The organism is Amycolatopsis sp. NBRC 101858, assembly GCF_030269325.1.
GTDB classification, from domain to species: Bacteria; Actinomycetota; Actinomycetes; order Mycobacteriales; family Pseudonocardiaceae; genus Amycolatopsis; species Amycolatopsis ponsaeliensis.
The window spans coordinates 869,399-889,989 of sequence record NZ_BSTD01000002.1; the positions used below are offsets into that span (position 1 = coordinate 869,399).

The following is a 20,591-nucleotide window of genomic DNA, read 5'->3' on the forward strand; positions in this document are numbered from 1 at the left end:
CGAAGCGGGGGAACGGCCGACCGCCGAGCGGCAGAAGAACACCGGGGCCGCGACCGCCGGGCCCGGCCGGTGGATGGCCGGCGGCGCCCCGCCGGAGAAGGCCCTCGACTTCAAGGGTTCCCTCAAGCGGCTGCTGCGGATGCTCGCCCCGCAACGGCTCCACCTGATCGGCGTGCTCGTGCTCGGCGCGGCGAGCGTCGCGCTGACGGTGATCGGGCCGAAGATCCTCGGCCAGGCCACCGACGCGATCCTCGCGGGTGTGCTCGGCAAGCAGGTGCCGCCGGGCGTCACCAAGGAGCAGATCGTCGCCGGGCTGCGCGCCCAGGGCAACGGCACGCTCGCCGACATCTACGGCCGCGTCGACCTCGTGCCCGGCGTGGGCATCGACTTCGACAAGGTCGGGCAGATCCTGCTGACCGTGCTGGCGCTGTTCGTCATCGCGTCGTTCTTCGGGCTCATCCAGGCCCGGCTGACGACCACCCTGGTGCAGAACGCGGTGTACCGGCTGCGCCAGGACGTCGAGGACAAGTTCGCCCGGCTGCCGCTGAAGTACTTCGACCGCCAGCCGCGCGGCGAGGTCCTTTCCCGCGTCACCAACGACATCGACAACCTGGCGATGTCGCTGCAGCAGACGCTGTCGCAGATCGTCTCGTCGCTGCTGACGGTGATCGGCGTGCTGATCATGATGTTCCTGATCTCGCCGCTGCTGGCGCTGATCGCGCTGCTGACCGTGCCGCTCTCGGCGGTCGTGGCGGCGAAGATCGGGAAGCGGGCGCAGCCGAACTTCATCAAGCAGTGGTCGACGACCGGGAAGCTCAACGCACACGTCGAGGAGATGTACACCGGGCACTCGCTGGTCAAGGTGTTCGGCCGCCGCGACGAGTCCGCGGCGATCTTCGACAAGCAGAACGAAACGCTGTACGAAGCGAGCTTCCGGGCGCAGTTCATCTCCGGGATGATCCAGCCGGCCATGATGTTCATCGGCAACCTGAGCTACGTGCTGGTGGCGGTGATCGGTGCGCTGCGCGTCGCGTCGGGCAGCCTGACGCTCGGCGAGGTCCAGGCGTTCATCCAGTACTCGCGCCAGTTCAGCCAGCCGGTCACGCAGATCGCCAGCATGGCGAACCTGCTGCAGTCCGGCGTCGCCTCGGCCGAGCGGGTGTTCGCGCTCCTCGACGCCGAGGAGCAGGCACCGGAGCCGGCCGACCCGGAGCGGCCGTCCGACATCCGGGGGCGCGTCGAGTTCCAGGACGTCTCGTTCCGCTACCTGCCGGACAAGCCGCTCATCGACGACCTGTCGCTGACGGTCGAACCCGGCCAGACGGTGGCGATCGTCGGCCCGACCGGGGCCGGCAAGACGACGCTGGTCAACCTGCTCATGCGGTTCTACGAGCTCGACAGCGGGCGGATCACGCTCGACGGCGTCGACATCGCGAAGATGAACCGCGAGGAGCTGCGCGACCAGACCGGCATGGTGCTGCAGGACGCGTGGCTGTTCGGCGGCACGATCGCGGAGAACATCGCCTACGGCGCCGACGACCCGACCCGCGAGGAGATCATCGAAGCGGCGACGGCGACGTACGTCGACCGGTTCGTCAGGACCCTGCCGGACGGCTACGAGACGGTCCTCGACGACGAGGGCGGCACGGTCAGCGCGGGTGAGAAGCAGCTGATCACGGTGGCGCGGGCGTTCCTGGCCAAGCCGGTCATCCTCATCCTGGACGAGGCGACCAGCTCGGTCGACACCCGCACCGAGGTGCTCATCCAGCGGGCGATGAACGAGCTGCGCACCGGCCGCACCAGCTTCGTCATCGCGCACCGGCTCTCCACGATCCGGGACGCCGACGTGATCCTGGTGATGGAGCACGGCCAGATCGTCGAGCACGGCGACCACGAAACGCTGCTGGGCAGCGGTGGCGCTTACGCGCGGCTGTACGCGGCGCAGTTCGCCGAGGCCATGGCCGAGACGGACTGACGCGGGGCCCGGTACTCTGGAAGCTCTCCAGCGGAAGGGGTACCGGGCACCGATGGCCGACCGGCTCGAGGAGTACCGCGGCAAGCGCGGGAAGGACCGCACCCCCGAACCCTGGCCCGACGGTCCGCCGGAACCGGGCGGCAACGACCTCTTCGTCATCCAGGAGCACCACGCTTCCCGGCTGCACTGGGACTTCCGGCTGGAGCGCGACGGCGTGCTCGTGTCCTGGGCCGTGCCGCGGGGGCTGCCGCTCGCACCCGGGGTGAACCGGCTCGCGGTGCACACCGAGGACCACCCGATGGAGTACCTCACGTTCGAGGGCGAGATCCCGGCGGGCGAGTACGGCGGCGGCCGGATGACCGTGTGGGACACCGGGAAGTACGAGACCCTGCACTGGAACGACCACAAGGTCGAGGTCGTCTTCCACGGCGAGCGGGCGCGCGGCAAGTACCTGTTCCTCAACCGGCACAACGTCGACGACGCCCGCGACTGGATGTTGCGGCGCCTCGACCCGGCCGAGCCGGGGCACGAGGACGCACCGGAGTTCGTCGAGCCGATGACGGCGATCCCGGGCGAGCTCCCGGACGACGACGGCGAGTGGGCCTACGAGTTCGCGTGGGGCGGCCTGCGCACGATGCTGCAGATCTCCGGCGGCCGCGTCATCGCCCACGACGAGACCGGCGCCGACGTCACCGGCCGCTACCCGGACTTCCACAAGCTGGGCGAAGAGCTCGGCTCGACGGAAGTGCTGCTGGACGGCGAAGTGGTCGTGATCAAGGACGGCAAGCCCTCCCCCGAAGGCCTCGAAGAGCGCCGCCGTGCCGACGGCAACGCGGCGAAGCGGTTGAAGACGCACTGCCCGGTGTTCTACTTCGCCGCCGACGTCCTGCACCTCGACGGTAAGCCGACGCTTTCCCTGCCGTACACCGAGCGCCGCGAGCTGCTGGAGAACCTGCCGGTGGCCGACCGCCACTGGCAGGTCCCCCGCTACTTCCTCGGCGGCGGCGCGGACGTCCTGGGCGCCAGCGACCAGCACGGCCTGCCGGGAGTGGTCGCGAAGCGCGCGGACAGCGCATACCGCCCCGGCGACGACTCGGGTGATTGGGTTTTCGTCGGGAACTGAAGCGTCAGTGCACCCGCGGGACGGCGGCCAGCTTCCCCCGCCGAGCGTTCTTCAACAGCGACAACGCGACCAGCACGCCGACCGCCCCGATCCCGCCGCACGCGTACATCCCCGCGTGGAAGCCGTCGAGCGCGCCCGCCGGGCCGGGGGTGGCCGCCGAGTTCACCGCGATGATCGTCGACACCACCGCCACCCCGAGCGCGCCGCCGACCTGGAACGCCGCCACGTTGATCCCCGAGGCGATGCCCGCGTCGGACGACGTCACCCCGTTCAGCGCCGCCGAGGCCAGGACGACCGGGCCGATGCCCAGACCCAGGCCGAACACGACCAGGCCCGGCAGCACGGTCGTCAGGTAGCCGGCCTCAGGTGACAGGCCCGTCAGCAGGAAGCTCCCGACCGCCATCAGCAGCAGCGCCGTCACCGCGACCGGGCGGAGGCCGCGCCGGGCCAGTGCGGCTTGGCCGGCGTACGCGCCGATCACCGCCACGATCGGCATCGCGGACTGGCTCAGCCCGAACACGATCGGCGTGTAGCCGAGCACGCCCAGCGCGTACTGCGAAAGCACGACCGACAACCCGTACGCGAGCATCGCCATCAGGGCCGTCAGCACGTTGCCGCCGACCACGGTGGCCGACCGGAACAACCGGGCGGGCAGCAGCGGGGCCGCCGACCGCCGCTCGACGACGACCGTCGCCGCGACCAGCACCAGGAAGACCGCCGTGAGGCCGAGCGTGCGCGAGCTGGTCCAGCCCCACGTGGGCGCCTCGACCAGCACGTACACCAGCAGGCCCAGTGCCGCGGTGGTGAGCACCGCGCCCGTGACGTCGAAGGTGCGGTGCGCCGAGGGGTCCCGGCTCTCCCGCAGCAGCACCGGGCTCAGCGCCAGCATCAGCGCGGCGACCGGGACGTTGACGTAGAAGAGGCTCTGCCAGCCGAACCAGTCGAGCAATGCGCCGCCGAGCAGCAGGCCGATCGTGGCGCCCAGCGCGGCGATCCCCGACCACGCGGCGAACGCGCGGTTGCGCTCGCGGCCTTCCGGGAAGGTGTCGGTGAGGATCGCCAGTGCCGTCGGTGCCATCAGCGCCGCGGAAATCCCGTGCAGCGCCCGCGCGGCCAGCAGCAGCGGACCTGCCGTGGCGAGCGCCGAAAGCAGCGACACCAGCAGGAACAGTGCGGTGCCGATCATGAAGAGCTTGCGGCGCCCGAGCAGGTCCGCGGCCCGGCCGCCGAGCAGCAGCAGGCCACCGAACGTCAGCAGGTTGCCCGAGAGGATCCACTGCGCCTCGACCGGCGAGAGCCCGAGGTCCGCCGCGATCACCGGCACGCCCATGATCACGGTCTGGGAGTCGAGGATCACCATGAAGTTGGCCGCGCAGAGCAAGATCAGCGCCGCCAGGCGCCGGGGGTCCGCCGGCCGCGTGGCCGTGTCCGGCCGCGCCGATTCTGCGAGGGTCATCCGCGCTCCCATGCTCGTTCCGCTCGTGCGAACGACCGTACGAACCGGGATGCGGTGTGCTCATCTCCCCTGCTGCGAGGTCAGTCCCGGCGGACCACCACGACCACGCCCGCCATGACGGCCACCGCGCCGGCGACGACGTTGCCGACGAGCGCGGCCGTCGACGGCTGCGTCCCGGCCGCCTGCCGCAGCAGCCACGGCGAAAGCGCCGCCCACGCGCCGAGCACCGGGACGACCCAGCCGAGGAACCGCAGCCGCCGCGTCGCGGTGCGGGCGATCGCGAGGGCGACCAGGACCACGCCGACGACGGTGTTGCTGAACGCGAGCACGCCCGCCCCGCCGAAACCGGCGACCCAGGGGGCGAGCACGCAGTAGAGACCGGCGAGCAGGACGAGACCCGCGGCCGCGCCGAGCACGGCGGTGCGCGGGGTGCCGGGCGATTTCATCTCCACTCCGGAGAAGTACCCCGGCAGTGGCGGCCGGTAACCGGGGACTGCCCGCAGCCCTCGAGACGGGCAGGCCCCGTACCGGCCCTCAGCAGCCGCAGGTGTAGTACGTGATGTCCCAGTGGTTGCCTTCGTCGCAGTAGAGGTTGCCGGAGCCGGCCTTCCACTGCGGGTAGCCGTCCCCGCGCAGCCCGATGTAGCTGAAGGAGTTCTTGATGTAGTTGTCGATGCAGCTGTTGTGCGAGATGTCCACCTTGTAGCCGTTGTAGTGGCTGTAGGTGCCCGACGCGTGGCCCACCTCGGTCCCGCCGGTGATGTTGATCGCGCAGCCGCTGGCCCGCTTCAGCGTGATCACGCCGGTGACCGTGGTCTGGTTGATCTGCTCGTAGGACGTGCAGGTCGAGTTGGACCGCGTGGTGCAGCCCCCGCTCGACGAGTGGGTGACCCCGGCGGCGGACAGCTGCGACGCGGCGGCCGACTGGCTGAGCTTGGTGACCTCGACGCTCGCCGACGCCGTGCCGATGGTGGCGAACGCCACCGTCGCGGCCGAAGCGGTCAATCCCACTGCCACGCGCGTGAGCATCCGTTGTCCCGGCATGCCTTGCCTCCTCGGGGTACGACGATCAGAACGGCGGCAGCCAAATCGGGACGGCCATAACTTCGCCAAACGGCGCGGCCGCGGATCCCGGCGGGAGCGGGTCAGGTCCTGATCTTCGTCAAGACTTCACGAGTCCGGTCCTGTGCCGGGGATTCACTGGTGACGGCCGTGAGCTCCCGCAGCGCGCGCAGCTCCCACAGCGGGAACCCGAGCTCCGCGAACACCCCGGCCGAGGTCCGCAGCAGCCGCGCGGCCTCCGGTCCGGCTCCCTCGTCCGCGTGGGTCCGGCCGAGGCTGAGCAGGGTGTACCCGGCACCGCGGCGGTCCCGCAGGTCCCGGAACACGCCCATCGCGACGCGCAGGTGCCACCGCGCGCCCGCCGGGTCGCCCGCCCGGCGGCGGAGCTCGGCGAGGCTGCGGTGGGTGTAGGCGGCGGCGTGCCGGTGCCCGATCTGCTCGAACAGCGCCAGCGAGCGCGTCAGGCAGCCTTCCCCCTCACCGAGTTCCCCCGCGTCGGTGTGCAGGTCGCCGAGGCTGCGCAGGACGTGCGCCTCCCAGTGCCGCTCGCGGGTGCGCACGGCGCCGCCGAGCGCGCCGGTGAGCAGGTCGGCGGCCTGGTCGCAGCCGCCGTGGCGGCGCAGGACGTCGGCGTAGCGCTTGGCGGCGTGGTCGTGCCCGCGGCCGTCGTCGCACTCCCGGGCCAGCAGCATGCTCACTTCGAAGCTCTCGACGGCGCGCCGCACGTCCCCGACGTCCTCGGCCAGCGATCCCAGCTGCGCCGCCGCGGCCGCCTGCCCGTGGCGGTCGCCGCACTCGCGCAGCAGGCCGAGCGCCTCCACCAGCGCGGCCTCGGCGGCCCGCGGGTCACCGCCGTCGAGGTCGACGTCGGCGCGCGCGGCCAGCACCGCGCCGGTGCCCTGCGGGTCGTCCAGCCGCCGGAAGCGGTTCTCGGCCATGACGAAGTAGTTCCGCGCCTGCCGCGCGCGGCCGTGCTGCCAGTGCACCGAGCCGAGGTTGTAGAGCTTTTCGGCTTCGGCGTGCGGGTCCTGGCGGCGGCGGGCCGCGGCGAGGCCGAGCACCGAGACGGCGCGGGCGGCGTGGCCGAGCCACGGCGTGCCGGCCAGCGCGGTGTAGGCGTCGGCGAGGCGCTCGGTGAGGTCGTGCCAGCCGTGCGCGCCGGCCAGCCGCGCGGCCGCGGCCAGGTGCGCGGACTCTTCGGCCGCCCAGGCCGCCGGATCGGCCGCGACCTGCCGCAGTGCGGCGGGATCCGGCTTCGCCGAGCCGGCCGGCGTTCGGCCCCGGGCGTGTTCGGCGAGCGCGAGCGTGACCTCGCACGCGCGGCGCAGCGCGACCCGGTCCGTCTCCGGCGGCGTGCCTTCGGTCAGGACGAGGCGCGCGAACGGCGCCACGGCCCAGTGCGTCCCGGCCGGGTCCAGCAGGTGGGCGCCGGCCAGGGTGTCGAGCCGGTCGCGAGCCTCGTCGAGGGGACGGTCCAGCAGCGCGGCGGCACACCAGTCCGGGACGGGCCCGGCGAACGCGGCGAGCAGCCGCAGCAGGTAGCGGTCCGGGGCGGGCCGTTCGCGCAGGGCCGACGTCACGGCGGTGCGGACGCCGAGATCGCCCGTGGTCAGCTCGTCGAGCCGGCGGCGGTCGTCGGCGAGCCGGGCCGCGACGTCGGAGACGCGCTGGTTCGGCCGCGCGGCGAGCTTCACCCCGGCGATCCGGACGGCGAGCGCGAGCCCGGCGCAGTGGCCGAGAAGCCGGTGCACCGCGTCGGGTTCCGCCCGCAGCCGCTCCTCCCCCGCGATCGCCTCGAGCAACGCCCAGGCGTCCTCTGTGGACAGTCCGGCGACCGGGATCGGCCTGGCTCCGCACAGGCCGGGCAGCTCCCGGCGCGCGGTGACCAGCGTCGCGCAGCCGGGCCCGCTCGGCAGCAGTGCCCGCACCTGGGCCTCGTTCGTGACGTCCTCCAGCAGCACCAGCAGCCGCCGGTCCGCGGTGTAGCTGCGCCAGAGCCCGGTCAGGCCGGCGCGGTCGGCCAGTTCCGCGGGGGTCGCGCCGAGCAGGCGCAGGAACCCGGTCAGGATCGTCGCCGGGTCGGCGTCCCGCAGCGACGCCGTCAGCTGGCCGTCGGGGAACCGGCGGCGCGCCCGCCACGCCGCTTGCACCGCCAGCGCGGACTTCCCGGCGCCGGCGGCCCCGTGCAGCACGACCGGGCCCGGGCCGCGCAGAGCCCGGGCGACGTCGGCGAGCTCGGCCGTGCGGCCGGTGAAGTCGGGCACCGCGGGCGGGAGCTGGGCGGGCGGCCCGGGCGTCGTCCAGTCGGTGCCGGCGATCCGGCGGTACACCGCGACGAGGTCGTCACCCGGCCAGACGCCCGCCTCCTCCCAGAGCGCCCGCCGCGTCCGGCGGAGCACCTCCAGGGCCGATTCGCGGTGGCCGACGGCACCGAGCGCGGACGCGAGCCGGGCGGCGAACCGCTCGTCGGCGGGGCGGGCCGCGACGACCGGGTCGAGCCGTTCGACGACGGCCCGGCCGTCACCGTCGGCGAGTTCCAGCTCGACCAGCTGCAGCAACGCGGCCGAGCGCCGGTCCTCCAGCCACAGCTTGTGCGCCTCCAGCAGCGGCCCGCCCGCGACGTCGGCGAAGGCGTCACCCCGCCAGCACGCCAGCGCCCGTTCGAGCGCGCGCCGGCGTTGCGCGCGGTCGTCGGCGCCGGAGGACAGCAGCGTCAGGAAGTCGTCCGCGTCCAGCTCCCCCGGCTCGACGGTCAGCGCGTACCCACGAGGCCCCGAGCGCAGGCGCTGCCCGGCCTCGGCCGCCCCGAGGCCGGGCGAGAGCGTCTTGCGCAGCTTCGACACGGTGACCTGCACGATCGCCGCGGCGCTGGACGGCGCGCCGTCCGGCCACAGCTCGTCGACGAGCGTGTCGCGGCCGACGTACTGGCCGGCGCGCGCGAGCAGGACGGCGAGCAGCCGGCGTGGCTGAGCCGCCGACGGCAGCGCGACGGAGGCCGTCATCGGGCCGAGGACCTGGAACCGCACGGCTACACCTCACCCGCGAGATCACCTGATCGAGCGGGGTGAATGTAGCCGTCCGGACTCTGGCATTTCCCTCGTTCACCCGGATGGCCGACGACGTTGGTTCAGGTGTGCGCGAGCAGCTTGCCCAGGAGCTCCGGATTGTCCGCCAGCCCGGCCTTCAGCGTGTGCTCGCGCAGCGGCTTGAGGTCGCCGTAGGGCTGGTTTTCCCAGTCCAGAGCGCCCTGCGGCGGCTCCGGGTCGTACTCGATGGCGAACTGGACGTTCGTCGCGAGCTGCCGTCCGGCCAGCCGTTCGACCAGGTGCAGCGCGAGGTCGATCCCGGCCGAGACGCCCGCCGCGGTGATCACCGGGCCGTCCTCGACCCAGCGCTCGGCCACCGGCGTCGCGCCCAGGCCGGTCAGCACGTCCCGGAACATCCAGTGGGTGGTGGCCCGCCTGCCTTCGAGGAGCCCGGCCGCGCCCAGGATCAGGGCGCCGGTGCAGACCGACGTCACCAGCTCGGCACCGGCGGCCGCGGTGCGCAGCCAGGCGAGGAGGCGCTCGTCCGCCATGGCCCGCAGCGTCGGCACGGTGCCGCCGGGCACCAGCACCGCGTAGGGCGCGGGCACCTCGTCGAAGGTGTGGCTCGGCGCGACGCTCAGCGGCGTGTCGGTGCCGACGGTGTCCTTCGTGGCGCCGACGACCACGGTCCGGAAGCGCGGGTCCATCTGGGCCAGGGCACTCAGCACCTGGAGCGGGCCCACCAGGTCCAGCGGCGTCAGGCCCGGGTAGACGACGAAGGCGAGGGTCTTCTGCTCAGCGGTCATACCCCTCACCCTGGCGGGGAGCGCCGGTGCGGTGGACGCGGATGTCCGAAATCCTGCGAACCGCGTCCGAAGGCCGGTCCGGCTGCTAGCGTGCGATCATGGCAGGCTCACCCAGACGGGTCACGATCGTCGGATTTCCCGACGTCGAGCTGCTGGACGTCGCCTGCCCGGCGGACGTCCTCGACGCCGCCAACCGCCACGGCGCCCGCCCGCCGTACGAGATCCGGCTCGCCACGATCGACGGCCAGGCCATCCGCACGTGCTCCGGGCTGATCCTGCAGCCCCACCTCCGTCTCGACCAGGTGGCGGGCGACCTCGACACGCTGATCGTCGCGGGCGGCTGGGGCAGCACGACGGCGGCGTCCGACGAGCGCGTGCTGGCCCACCTGCGGCGGCTGGCCCAGACCAGCAGGCGGGTGGCGTCGGTCTGCACGGGCGCGGAGGTGCTCGCCGCGGCGGGCCTGCTCAACGGCCGCCGCGCGACGACCCACTGGCGCTGGGCGGCGAGGCTGGCGGACGCGTACCCGGCGGTGACGGTGGACCCGGTGCCGCTCTACATCCAGCACGGCAACGTCTACACGGCCGCCGGGGTGACCAGCGGGCTGGACCTGACGATGGCGCTCGTGGAGGCCGACCACGGGCCGACGCTGGCGCGTGAGGTAGCCCGGTCCCTGGTGACGTACCTGCAGCGGCCGGGGAACCAGGCCCAGGTCAGCCTGTTCCTGGCCGGCCCGCCGCCGGAGCACCGCGAGGTCCGCGACCTGACCGCGTACATCGCCGAGCACCTCGACGAAGACCTCGGCACGCCGGCACTGGCGGCCCGCGCGGGGATCAGCACCCGCCAGCTGACCCGCCTGTTCGACGCGCACCTCGGGACTACGCCGGGCAAGTACGTCCGCACGGTCCGCACCGAGCACGCGGCCCGCCTGCTCTCCGGCAGCGACCTCCCCCTGGCGACGATCGCCCGCCGCTGCGGCTTCGGCTCGACGGAAACCCTGCGGCAGGCGTTCCTCGACCACTTCGACACCCCGCCGTCGGCCTACCGGCGCGTCCACGTCCGCCAGGCCTACGGCTGACGCCGTGTCGACCCCGCAATCACGCGTGTCGTCCATTCGATCACGCGTGTCGGCCTCCAGATCACGCCGAGGGCGCAGCCGGCTCACGTGATCAGGCGGTCGACACGCGTGTCTGGAGGGTCGACACGCGTGATCGAATGGACGACACGGCGCATCCGGACGAACCGGGCCGTCGGCGGCCCCTTGCGCGGACCCGGGAAACCCGCTGTCAGGATGTGCGCGTGGACCGCCCCGACCTGGACGACGACGCAACCGGCCCGATTCGCCGGATCACGGACGAGGTGTCCGCTTCGCCGGCCGGAACGCCCCGCAAGCCCGTCCGCCGGACACCGCCCGAGGGCGCGCGCCGCGCCGCCGATCCCTCCCGCCGCCGCACCGACACCGGACCGCAGCGCGTTCAAGCGAACGGCACGCGGCGCGCTGCCGGGGACAAGCGCGCCGACACCGGGCCCCAGCGCGTCCCGAACGGAACCAAGCCGCGCACCGCGAAAAAGCCCGAGGCACCCGTCGAAACCGGGCACGGCCATGGACACGGGCACGGCCCCGCGGCCCCGGCGTCGAAGCGGGTCCGGCTGCTCCTGATCTGGCTGCTCGCCCCGCTCGCCCTGGCCACCGTCGTCGGCATGATCGTGCTCTACCCCTGGGGCAAACCGGACCCGACGAGCGTCGTCCCGCAGGGCACGCCTGTCGCCGCGAACATCACCGCCACCAACACCGGCCCCTGCCTCGCCCAGGGCCAGGTCCAGGTCGGCGACCAGACGGACCCGAACGCGAAACCCTGCCTGACCGCCGACCTCACCATGACCGACGGCCCGGCGAGCGGGAAGCAGCTCAAGCTGACCGTGCCGATCGAGCCCAGCACCCCGCGGTTCTCCGCGGGCGACGCCGTCGTGCTCGCCTACAACGGCGGGAACGCGGGCGACCCGGCGAGCTTCCAGCTGGTCGACTTCCAGCGCGGCACCCCGCTGCTCGTGCTCGCCGCACTCTTCGCCGTCGCCGTGCTGGTGCTCGGCCGCTGGCAGGGACTGGCCGCGCTGGTCGCGCTCGGCCTGTCCTTCCTGGTGATCGCCCTGTTCATCCTCCCGGCCATCCTCGCCGGCGAAAACCCCCTGGTCGTGGCCATCGCGGGATCCGGCGCGATCATGTTCATCGCGCTCTACCTGACCCACGGCCTCACGGCGAGAACCTCGGCGGCCGTCCTCGGGACGCTCGCCAGCCTCGCCCTGATCGGCGTCCTGTCGGCGATCTTCTCCGCCGCGGCGTCGCTGACCGGGCTCGACGACAGCACGTCGACGCTCATCGGGTCGCTCGGCCACGGCATCGACTCGCGCGGCCTGCTGCTCGCCGGCGTCGTGATCGGCGCGCTCGGCGTGCTCGACGACGTCACGGTCACCCAGACCAGCGCCGTCTGGGAGCTCCGCCGCGCCAACCCGGACCTCAGCTGGCAGGAGCTGTACCGCTCGGGCCTGCGGATCGGCCGCGACCACGTCGGTTCGGCGGTCAACACGCTCGTCATGGCCTACGCCGGGGCCGCGCTGCCGGTGCTGCTGTACTCGTCGATCTCCGGCGTCGGCCTGGGTGCGCTCCTCGGCAGCGAAGAGATCGCCCAGGAGATCATCCGGACGCTCGCCGGCAGTGTCGGCATCGTGGCAGCCGTCCCGGTGACGACGATCCTGGCCGCGCTGATCGCGTCCCGCGAGCCCGCCGGGTACCTCAGCAGCACCACGAAGGCCGTTCCGTCCCACCCGTAACACCGGCGCACCCCGGCCGCGCCGGACCGGCGAGAACGCGGTAGGAAGGCGGCAGCCGACCCGGGGAGACGCCATGTTCGTGCTCATCGGCCCGCGGCAGGTCGTGCGCGGTGCGCTGCGGGTGGTCACCGCGACCGTCCAGGCCGTCGAGTCCCTGCCGCGCATCGCGGCCGCCCTCGAGGACGTGCGCGCCACCCTGCACCACGTCGAGCGCCTCGCCGCGTACATCGCCCAGGAGGTCCCGGAGCTCGTCTACCAGCTCGAGCAGCTGCGCGAAGCCGACGATGAGCTCAGTCGAGAGTCGCCACGAACCGGCTGACGGCCTCCATCGTGAACCGCTGCACGTACTTGCCCGACGGCGCCACCGACGCGAGCCGGTAGAGCGGGCGGTCCGCCACGCCGGAGCCGCGCGCCTCGGCCTTCAGCTCGGCGACCAGCAGCTCCCCGAACACGAGCCCGTTCGCCTCGACATTGTTCATCAGGGCGTTCGCCAGCTTCCGCAGCTGCAGGATGCCCAGCTCGCGCCCGCCGGTCCCGGAGAACACCGCGAGGTCGACCTTCCCGACCTTGCCCCGCTGGCCGGCGTTGACCAGCAGGCTCACCGTGCGGGAGCCGCGGACGTCGCCGATCACCAGGTCGAGCCGGGTCGCGGTGACCAGGTTGACCCGGCGCAGCCCCCAGGTGCGCACGAGCAGCGTCGAGCCCTCCAGCCAGACGCGGCGCCGGATGCTGACGGCCATGACGTACAGCAGCGGCAGCGCGATCACCAGGGCGACGATCAAGCCGATCAGCGTGCCGCCGATCAGGCCCGCGACGCCCCCGAACGCGGCGGCGACGATCACCACCCCGATCAGCCCCGAGATCCCGCGGCGACGGCGTCCGCGCGGGTCCTCCTCGAACAGCGCCAGCCGTTCTTCCGTCTCCTCGGCCATGCTCATGCCCCTGTCCCGGCGAGGAACGGGTTGCCCGCGCGTTCCCGCCCGATCGTCGTCGCCGGGCCGTGGCCCGGCAGCACCACCGTGTCGTCCGGCAGGCTCTCCAGCAGGGTCCGCACCGACTCCGCGTCGGCACCGCGGCCGACCGACCCGGCGAACAGCGTGTCGCCGGTCAGCGCGACCTGCCCGCCTTCGGGCGTCCGCAGGCCCAGCACCACCGATCCCGGAGTGTGCCCGGGCAGGTGCCGGACATCGACGGCCAAACCGGCGAAAGTGCCCGTCTCGAGCGGCACGCTGTCGCCGTCGTACAAGTCCGCGTCGCCCGCGTGCAGGTGCAGCGGGACGCCGTGCTCGGCCGAGAGCGACGCGGCCGAACCGACGTGGTCGGGGTGCCCGTGGGTGGCCACGAGGGCCGCCGGGACCAGCCGGTGTTCGGCGAGCGCGGCGGCCAGCGGCGCGGCGACCTCCTGCCCCGGATCCACGACCACGCACGGCCCGCCGGCGGCCTCCGCCAGCAGGTAGCAGTTGGCCTGCAGCGGGCCGCTGCCGAACCCGACGACGAGCACCGAACGCCTCCCGGACATCCGCGCCGGATGGCGCCGATCACGATCGGGTTGAGACTAGCGGGCCCTGTACATGGTCCTCACAGGCTGTGCCCATACACTGCCGCTACCTCAGACGTGTGACACAAGCGGAAACCTGGAGGGTACGGGGTGGCGACCAACCAGCAGCGCCGCGAAGCTGCGAAGCGCAAGCTCGAGAGGCAGCTCGAGCGCCGATTGGAGCAGCAGAAGCGACGCAGGAGGATCGGCGCTGGTGTCGTCGGCGTGGCTGTGCTCGTCGTGGCGGGCGTGGTGGTGTGGATCGTGAGCGCCAACGGCGGTGACAGCACCGACACCGCGGCGTCGTCCTCGGCCGCTCCGCCGCCGACCGACCTCCAGATCCCGACGCAGCGCACCGCGCTGCCGAAGCGGACCGCGGCGCTGCCGAACCCGACGACGTGCGACTTCAAGGCCGACACGACGGGCAAGGCGCCGAAGAAGGTGAACCTGCCCGACGGCAAGAACGTCCCGTCGACCGGCACGGTGAACGTGACGCTGAAGAGCACCGCGGGCGACATCCCGCTGACGCTCGACCGGGCGCTCGCGCCGTGCGCGGTGCAGAGCTTCGTCAGCCTCGCGAAGCAGAACTTCTACAACGACACCATGTGCCACCGGCTGGGCACCGAGGGCCTGCAGATGCTGCAGTGCGGTGACCCGTCGGCGACCGGCGACCCGACCCAGGACGGCCAGGGCGGCCCCGGCTACACGATGCCGGACGAGGCGTTCCCGGAGATCAAGTACGGCCGCGGCATCCTCGCGATGGCGAAGACGTCCGCGCCGAACTCGGGCGGCAGCCAGTTCTTCATGGTCTACGGCAGCGCCGAGGGCCTCCCGGCGGACTACTCGGTGTTCGGCAGCATCAGCGACGAGGGCCTGAAGGTCCTCGATGCGGTCGCCAAGGCGGGCATCGCGAACCCGAACCCGCAGGACGGCACCGGGGCGCCGACGAAGCAGGTCAAGTTCACGGGCGTCACCGTCCAGTAGTGACGCGGCGCATCGAGCTGAACGGGGACCCGCTCGGCCCGGACGCCTTCGTCGCGGGAATGACCTCCTACGGTCACTTCACCGCGATGCAGGTCCGGGACGGGCGGGTCCGCGGGCTCGCGTACCACCTCGAGCGGCTGGCCACGAGCACCCGCCTGCTGTTCGGCGCGGACCTCGACACCGGCCTCGTCCGGTCCTACGTCCGGCAGGCGATCGCCGGCGAACCCGCGCTGTCGGTACGGGTCCTGGTGCTCACGCGCTCGTTCGACGAGCCGATGAAGCCGGAGATCCTGGTCCGGACGCTCCCGCCGCACCCGCCCGAACCGGCACCGCTGCGCCTGGGGACCGTGCGCTACCAACGGGATCTGCCGCAGGTGAAGCACCTCGGCACCTTCGGCCTGATCTACCACGCCCGCCAGGCCGAGCTCGCCGGGTACGACGACGCGTTGTTCGTCGATCCTGCGGGCCGGATCAGCGAGGCCTCGATCTGGAACGCCGGGTTCCTGGCCGGCGACACGGTCGTCTGGCCGGAAGCCGCCGTGCTGCCCGGGATCACGATGCTCGTGCAGAAGGAAGCCCTGCGCCGGCTGGGTGTCCCGCAGGAGACGCGCGAGGTCCGGCCCGCCGACCTGCGCGACTTCGACGCGATGTTCGTGACGAACTCCGAGACGCCGGGACGCGCGGTCGCCTCCGTCGACGACCTCGTGCTGCCGCCCGCGGACCGCGCGGTGGACCTGCTCGCGAAGGCGTACGAAACCGTGCCCTGGGACGAGATCTGAACCCCCGCGCACCGCAAGATCTGAACCGCGCCCGCTCCGGCCCCGTGTAAAGGGGCAACACCGGAACCCGTCGGGGTCACCGGGGAGAGGGTGGGACGACCATGGCCGAAAACCGGGTTCCCGCGGTACGCCGCGTTCTCGGGCGGGCCGGGCAGGCCGGGGCCGCCGGCGTCCTCTTCGCCGTGCTCGCCGGCGGTCCCGCGCTCGCGCAGGCCACGCCGCCGCCTCCGGTCAAGTACTACATCGTCCCGCACGCCGACAACCCCGACGACATCACGCTCTTCAAGATCGCCGAGCGGGCCCTCGGCGACGGGAACCGGTTCCCCGAGATCTTCCGGCTCAACCAGGGCCGGCCGCGGCCGGACGGGACGCCGTTCACCGACCCCACCGTCATCGAACCCGGGCAGGTGCTGCAGCTGCCGGAGGACGCCAAGGACCCCGCCGTGCAGTTCGGTCCCCTGCCGACCGCTCCCCCGGCGAGTCCGGCGAGCCCGGCGGCGAAACCCGCCGGGGAATCCTCCTCCGGGCTCAGCGTCGGGCTCGCCTCCGCGGTCAGCGGCACCGGCGGGCTGCTGACCGGCCTGATCGCCGGGCTCTGGTGGCGGCGCCGGCCGCAGCTCGTCCCGCCCCCGCCGTTCGAAACCGTCGATCACGACGAGGACGACGACGGATCCGGCTCGGTGAGCGGAACCCTGCCGATCCCGATCGTGCCGCCCGAGGTGCTGTACCCGGAGCCGATCACCACCGAGCTCTCGATCATCGTGCTCGACACGGCCGAGACGCAGGTGGTCGCCGCGGTCCGGCCCGGCTCGCGGTTCCACTTCCGGATCGGCGGGAAACCCGACTTCGCCGACAGCTCCACGGTCCTGGTGGTCGACGACGAAGACGACAGATCGTGACGGATCCGCTCGTGGCCCCCCGTACGTGCCGGGTCACTCTGCGCTGAACGGATCAACCAGCGCCCGAACTCTGGCCTTCGGCCCGCCGGTGCCGCGATAGTCGAACGATGACCTCGGATCCGTTCGGGACGCTGCGGAAGACGCTCTGGATCGGTGGGGCTCCGTGGACGGGCAAGTCCACCGTCGCCCGGCTGCTGGCCGCCCGCCACGGGCTCGCGACCTACCACCACGACGACCGGGCCCGGCCCGCCGCCACCCCGGCCGACGACGTGCCGGCCGCCGATCAGCTGACCGCGGTGCTGGCCGAGTTCCGGCAGCGGTTCGAGCACGCCCTCGAGGAGCTGCGCGCGTGGGAGTCGCCGCGGCCGATCGTCGCCGAGGGCCGGGGGCTGCGGCCGGAGCTGGTCGCCCCGCTCGTGGACTCGCCGAGCCGGATGGTCGTGCTGGTCCCGACCGAGCTGTTCCGCCAGCACCAGCTGCGGCACCAGTCGGACGCGCCGGCGATCCCGCGGCAGCGGACCCGGCTGACGCGCGACCGGATGCTCGCCGCGCAGGCCGTGCGCTCGGCGCGGGAGCTCGGCATCCGCGTCATCGAGATCGACGGCAGGCTCGATCCGGCCGGCGTCACCGACGTGGTCGCCGAGCACTTCCGCGCGTACCTGAATGCCTGACGACCTCCCGAGAGCGAAGGAGATCCGTTGCCGTTCGGGAGAAGGCGCGGGCCGGCGTTCGCCGCGTTGCTGGCGCTGGCCGCTACGCTCGTGACCACGATGCCCGCCGACGCCGCCGACCGCTGGTCCGTGAGCCTCACCGGCGCGGTGACCGCCGCGGTCGCCCGCACCGGCGAGGGCGGCCTGACGTTCGCGGTGTCCCGCGGCGACACGACCGTGCTGGCCCCTGCGCCGCTCGGCCTGCGGACGAAGACCGCCGACCTGACCCGCGAACTGCGGTTCGTCGGCCGCACCGACCGGATCGTCGACGAGCACTACCCGATGACCACCGGGAAACGCTTGCAGCGGCACGCCCGGGCGGCCGAGACGACGTTGTCCTTCACCGGTTCCGGCGAGACCAGGCTGGACGTCGTCGTGCGCGCGGCCGCCGACGGCGTCGCCTACCGCTACGTGCTGCCCGCGGGCGGGACGATCACCGGCGAGGCCTCGTCGTTCACCTTGCCCGCGGCGGCGCCGGCGTGGCTGCTGCCCTACTCCCCCAACTACGAGAAAGTCCGCGTCGAGACCACCGCGAGCGGCGCGGCGGCGGGCGACTACGGCTTCCCGTCGCTGTTCGACACCGGCGACGGCAGCTACACGCTGCTCACCGAGTCCGATGTGGATGGTCGTTATCCGGGTGCGCGGCTGGCGCACGCGGCCGGAACTCCGGACTACGCGATCAAGCTCGCCGACGCCGCCGTCACCGGGGCCGGGTCGTTCGTCACGCCGTGGCGGGTGGCGATCACCGGCGACCTGGCGACGGTCACCGAGTCCACTTTGGTCGACGACCTCGCGCCGCCGTCGAAGCCGGCCGACACGTCCTGGGTCCGGCCGGGCAAGGTCGCGTGGTCGTGGCTGTCCGAACACGACAGTCCGCGCGATCCCGTGCGGCAGAAGCAATACGCGGACTTCGCCGCCCGCAACGGCTGGCCGTACCTGCTCATCGACGAGGGCTGGGACGCCTCCTGGGTGCCGGACGTCATCCGCTACGCCCGCGCCCGCGGCGTCGAAGTGATCCTGTGGTTCCGCTGGACCACCCTCGACACCGACGCCGAGCGCGCGAAGTGGCTGCCGCTGGTCGAGTCGTGGGGCGCGGCCGGGATCAAGGTCGACTTCATGGACTCCGACACGCAGGCGCGCTTCGGGTTCTACGACGCCATCGCGGAGGCGACCGCGGCGCGGCACCTGATGCTCAACTTCCACGGCGCGACCATCCCGCGCGGCTTCCAGCGCACCTGGCCGCACGTGATGAGCTTCGAAGCCGTCCGCGGCGCGGAGCAGTTCAAGACACGGGCCGCGACCAACACGATGTTCCCGTTCACCCGCAACGTCGTCGGCAGCATGGACTACACGCCGACCGCCTTCGTCGTGTCCGATCGGGACACGACCGACGCGCACGAGGTGGCGACGTTCTTCGTCTACGAGTCGGGCTGGCAGCACGGCGCGGACAAGCCGGAGAACTACGAGGCGCGGCCGGAAGCCCTGCACACGCTCGACCAGCTGCCGACCGTCTGGGACGAGACCCGCCTGCTGTCCGGGCGGCCCGGCCGCGAAGCCGTGTTCGCGCGGCGCTCGGGTGACCGCTGGTTCGTCGGCGGCATCTTCGCCGGCCCGGCGGCGAAAACGACGGCGCCGCTGGACTTCCTCGGCCAGGGCCGCTGGCTCGCCGACACCCTGCGCGACGGGCCGGCCGGGCTGCTGCGCGAGAAGTCGACGGTCACCGCGGGCGGGCAGCTGACCGTGCCGGTGGCCGCGAACGGCGGGTTCGTCACGGTCCTCTGTCCCGTGCGGCCCGGCCGGACGTCCTGCGACCAGGAGGTCCGGCAGGTGCCGGCGACCCGGCTGAGCGTCACGCCGCCGGCGGCCGAGGGCACGAGCGTCGAGGTCTCGGCGACCTTCGAGACGCCCCGCGCGTCGCTGTACGACGTCGAGCTGGCCCCGACCGCCCCGGCCGGCTGGCAGGTCAGCGGCGAGCCGGTCGTCAGGCAGGTGCTGCCCGGCGGGGCGACGCTGTCGGGGACCTGGCGGTTCACCGGCGGCCCGGCGGGGACGACGGACCTGCCGATCGCCGCGACCTACCGCTTCCGCGGCGACCCGGCGGACCGACCGGTGCACGTCGAGGCCGCCACCAGCGCGTTCATCCCGCCACCGGCACCGACCGGCACCGCGCAGGTCAGCGGGCTGCCGTTCCTGGCGTCGTCGAACGGCTGGGGCCCGGTGGAGCGCGACCGGTCCAACGGCGACACCGACGACGGCGACGGCCGGCCGCTGACGATCGCCGGGAGGACGTACGAGCACGGCCTGGGCACCAACGCGCCGAGCTCGGTGACGATCTGGCTCGGCGGCGCGTGCACGACGTTCTCGGCGGTGACGGGCCTCGACGACGAGGTGGGCAAGGAGGGCTCGGTGGCGTTCCGGGTCCTCGGCGACGGCCGCCTGCTGGCCTCGACCCCGGTCCTCCGCGACCCCGACGGCGCGGTACCGCTGACGGCCGAGGTCACGGACATCCGCCGGCTGACCTTGGAGGTGACCGACGGCGGCGACGACGGCGACTACGACCACGCCGACTGGGCCGACGCGACGGTGACCTGCGGCTGAGTCAGCGGTGGGTGAAGCGCGGCGGGCGTCGCTCGAGGAACGCGGCAACCCCTTCCGCGTAGTCCACGCCGTGCAGTGCCTCCGACCGGATCTCCTCGACCTCCGCGTCCGAGGTCTCCTGGCCCGCCACGATCTTCTCGATGATCCGGTTCATCCCACGGATCGACGCCTGCGAGCGCGCGCACAACGTCGAGACGAACTCCAGCGTCGACGTTTCCAGGTCCTCGGGCGCGAACACGTCGTTGAGCAGGCCGATCTCGCGGGCACGGGACGCCGTGATCAGCTCGCCCGACAGCAGGAAGTACTTCGCGTGCGCCGGGCCGACCAGGGACACCAGCTGGCGCGTCGAGTCGAAGTGGTACACGATGCCGAGCTTCGCCGGGGTGATGCCGAACCGGGAACCCTCGGCCGCGAACCGGAAGTCGCACGCCACCGACACCTGGCAGCCGCCGCCGATGCAGTTGCCCTGGATCATCGCCACCGACGGCTTGCGCATCGCCGTCAGCGCGGCGACCGCGCCCTCGACCGCCTTGTCGTAGCTCGCCGCGCCGTCGGCCGTCGTGCGCAGCTCGCCGAACTCGCTGATGTCCGCGCCCGCCGAGAAGTGCTTCCCCGCGCCCGCGATCACGAGCACCTTCAGCGCCGGGTCGGCCTCCACCTCGGCCACCACGTCCGGGATCGCCGACCACATGCCGTAGGTGATCGCGTTCATCTTCTCCGGCCGGGTCAGCGTGAGCCGGGCGACTTCGCCGTCGCGCGTCAGGTCGAATCCGTCGGTCATGATGGAAATCTAACAGTGGCGCGAAGCG

The 20,591-nt window shown here is 72.9% G+C and carries 18 protein-coding genes; 10 read left to right on the forward strand and 8 right to left on the reverse strand.

Features of this window, described 5'->3' with window-relative positions; all coding sequences use genetic code 11:
* The first annotated feature begins 73 nt into the window (after positions 1–73).
* Complete coding sequence (locus tag QSK39_RS17270) at positions 74–1,975, forward strand: ABC transporter ATP-binding protein (protein ID WP_502873297.1); 1,902 nt, start codon at positions 74–76, stop codon at positions 1,973–1,975.
* A gap of 52 nt (positions 1,976–2,027) precedes the next feature.
* Positions 2,028–3,098 (forward strand): DNA polymerase ligase N-terminal domain-containing protein, encoded by a 1,071-nt coding sequence (locus tag QSK39_RS17275; RefSeq protein WP_285478760.1) that lies wholly within the window; start codon positions 2,028–2,030, stop codon positions 3,096–3,098.
* Positions 3,099–3,102: 4 nt separating this feature from the next.
* Here the strand turns inward: QSK39_RS17275 and QSK39_RS17280 are convergent, their stop codons facing one another.
* The 5 genes from QSK39_RS17280 to QSK39_RS17300 form a co-directional block, all read right to left on the reverse strand.
* Entirely contained in the window at positions 3,103–4,554 is a 1,452-nt protein-coding gene (locus QSK39_RS17280) for an MFS transporter (protein ID WP_285478761.1), read from the reverse strand.
* A gap of 80 nt (positions 4,555–4,634) precedes the next feature.
* Positions 4,635–5,000: an SPW repeat domain-containing protein gene (locus QSK39_RS17285; RefSeq protein ID WP_285478762.1), complete on the reverse strand. Its 366-nt coding sequence runs from the start codon at positions 4,998–5,000 to the stop codon at positions 4,635–4,637.
* A gap of 88 nt (positions 5,001–5,088) precedes the next feature.
* Positions 5,089–5,571: a hypothetical protein gene (locus QSK39_RS17290; protein ID WP_284748890.1), complete on the reverse strand. Its 483-nt coding sequence runs from the start codon at positions 5,569–5,571 to the stop codon at positions 5,089–5,091.
* Positions 5,572–5,699: 128 nt separating this feature from the next.
* Complete coding sequence (locus QSK39_RS17295) at positions 5,700–8,642, reverse strand: AfsR/SARP family transcriptional regulator (protein WP_285478763.1); 2,943 nt, start codon at positions 8,640–8,642, stop codon at positions 5,700–5,702.
* Between the two features lie 101 nt (positions 8,643–8,743).
* Positions 8,744–9,448: a DJ-1/PfpI family protein gene (locus tag QSK39_RS17300; protein WP_285478764.1), complete on the reverse strand. Its 705-nt coding sequence runs from the start codon at positions 9,446–9,448 to the stop codon at positions 8,744–8,746.
* Positions 9,449–9,546: 98 nt separating this feature from the next.
* On the opposite strand from QSK39_RS17300, the gene QSK39_RS17305 reads away from it, so the two are divergent.
* The 3 genes from QSK39_RS17305 to QSK39_RS17315 all read left to right on the forward strand — a co-directional run bounded on the left by QSK39_RS17305 (position 9,547) and on the right by QSK39_RS17315 (position 12,594).
* Entirely contained in the window at positions 9,547–10,524 is a 978-nt protein-coding gene (locus tag QSK39_RS17305) for a GlxA family transcriptional regulator (RefSeq protein WP_285478765.1), read from the forward strand.
* A 221-nt stretch (positions 10,525–10,745) separates the two neighbouring features.
* A complete protein-coding gene (locus QSK39_RS17310; protein WP_285478766.1) occupies positions 10,746–12,275 on the forward strand; it encodes a YibE/F family protein in 1,530 nt (509 codons plus the stop codon).
* Positions 12,276–12,348: 73 nt separating this feature from the next.
* Complete coding sequence (locus tag QSK39_RS17315; protein ID WP_285478767.1) at positions 12,349–12,594, forward strand: hypothetical protein; 246 nt, start codon at positions 12,349–12,351, stop codon at positions 12,592–12,594.
* On the opposite strand, the gene QSK39_RS17320 is transcribed toward QSK39_RS17315, so the two are convergent.
* Positions 12,566–13,213 (reverse strand): hypothetical protein, encoded by a 648-nt coding sequence (locus QSK39_RS17320; RefSeq protein WP_285478768.1) that lies wholly within the window; start codon positions 13,211–13,213, stop codon positions 12,566–12,568. The genes QSK39_RS17315 and QSK39_RS17320 overlap by 29 nt on opposite strands.
* Positions 13,210–13,776: an MBL fold metallo-hydrolase gene (locus QSK39_RS17325; protein WP_285479923.1), complete on the reverse strand. Its 567-nt coding sequence runs from the start codon at positions 13,774–13,776 to the stop codon at positions 13,210–13,212. The genes QSK39_RS17320 and QSK39_RS17325 overlap by 4 nt, the downstream gene beginning before the upstream one ends.
* A 147-nt stretch (positions 13,777–13,923) precedes the next feature.
* On the opposite strand from QSK39_RS17325, the gene QSK39_RS17330 reads away from it, so the two are divergent.
* The 5 genes from QSK39_RS17330 (at position 13,924) to QSK39_RS17350 (ending at position 19,782) form a co-directional block, all read left to right on the forward strand.
* A complete protein-coding gene (locus tag QSK39_RS17330) occupies positions 13,924–14,796 on the forward strand; it encodes a peptidylprolyl isomerase (protein ID WP_285478769.1) in 873 nt (290 codons plus the stop codon).
* Positions 14,796–15,575 carry an aminotransferase class IV gene (locus QSK39_RS17335; RefSeq protein WP_285478770.1) on the forward strand — a complete coding sequence of 260 codons (780 nt, stop codon included), beginning with the start codon at positions 14,796–14,798 and terminating at the stop codon, positions 15,573–15,575. Before QSK39_RS17330 ends, QSK39_RS17335 begins: the two co-directional genes overlap by 1 nt.
* Before the next feature lie 101 nt (positions 15,576–15,676).
* Positions 15,677–16,474, forward strand: a complete 798-nt coding sequence (locus QSK39_RS17340) for a hypothetical protein (protein ID WP_285478771.1) — start codon at positions 15,677–15,679, stop codon at positions 16,472–16,474.
* Positions 16,475–16,581: 107 nt separating this feature from the next.
* Positions 16,582–17,145, forward strand: a complete 564-nt coding sequence (locus QSK39_RS17345; protein ID WP_285478772.1) for a P-loop NTPase family protein — start codon at positions 16,582–16,584, stop codon at positions 17,143–17,145.
* Between the two features lie 27 nt (positions 17,146–17,172).
* Positions 17,173–19,782 carry an NPCBM/NEW2 domain-containing protein gene (locus tag QSK39_RS17350; protein WP_285478773.1) on the forward strand — a complete coding sequence of 870 codons (2,610 nt, stop codon included), beginning with the start codon at positions 17,173–17,175 and terminating at the stop codon, positions 19,780–19,782.
* A 1-nt stretch (position 19,783) separates the two neighbouring features.
* On the opposite strand, the gene QSK39_RS17355 is transcribed toward QSK39_RS17350, so the two are convergent.
* Positions 19,784–20,563 carry an enoyl-CoA hydratase/isomerase family protein gene (locus QSK39_RS17355; protein WP_285478774.1) on the reverse strand — a complete coding sequence of 260 codons (780 nt, stop codon included), beginning with the start codon at positions 20,561–20,563 and terminating at the stop codon, positions 19,784–19,786.
* Positions 20,564–20,591: the final 28 nt, after the last annotated feature.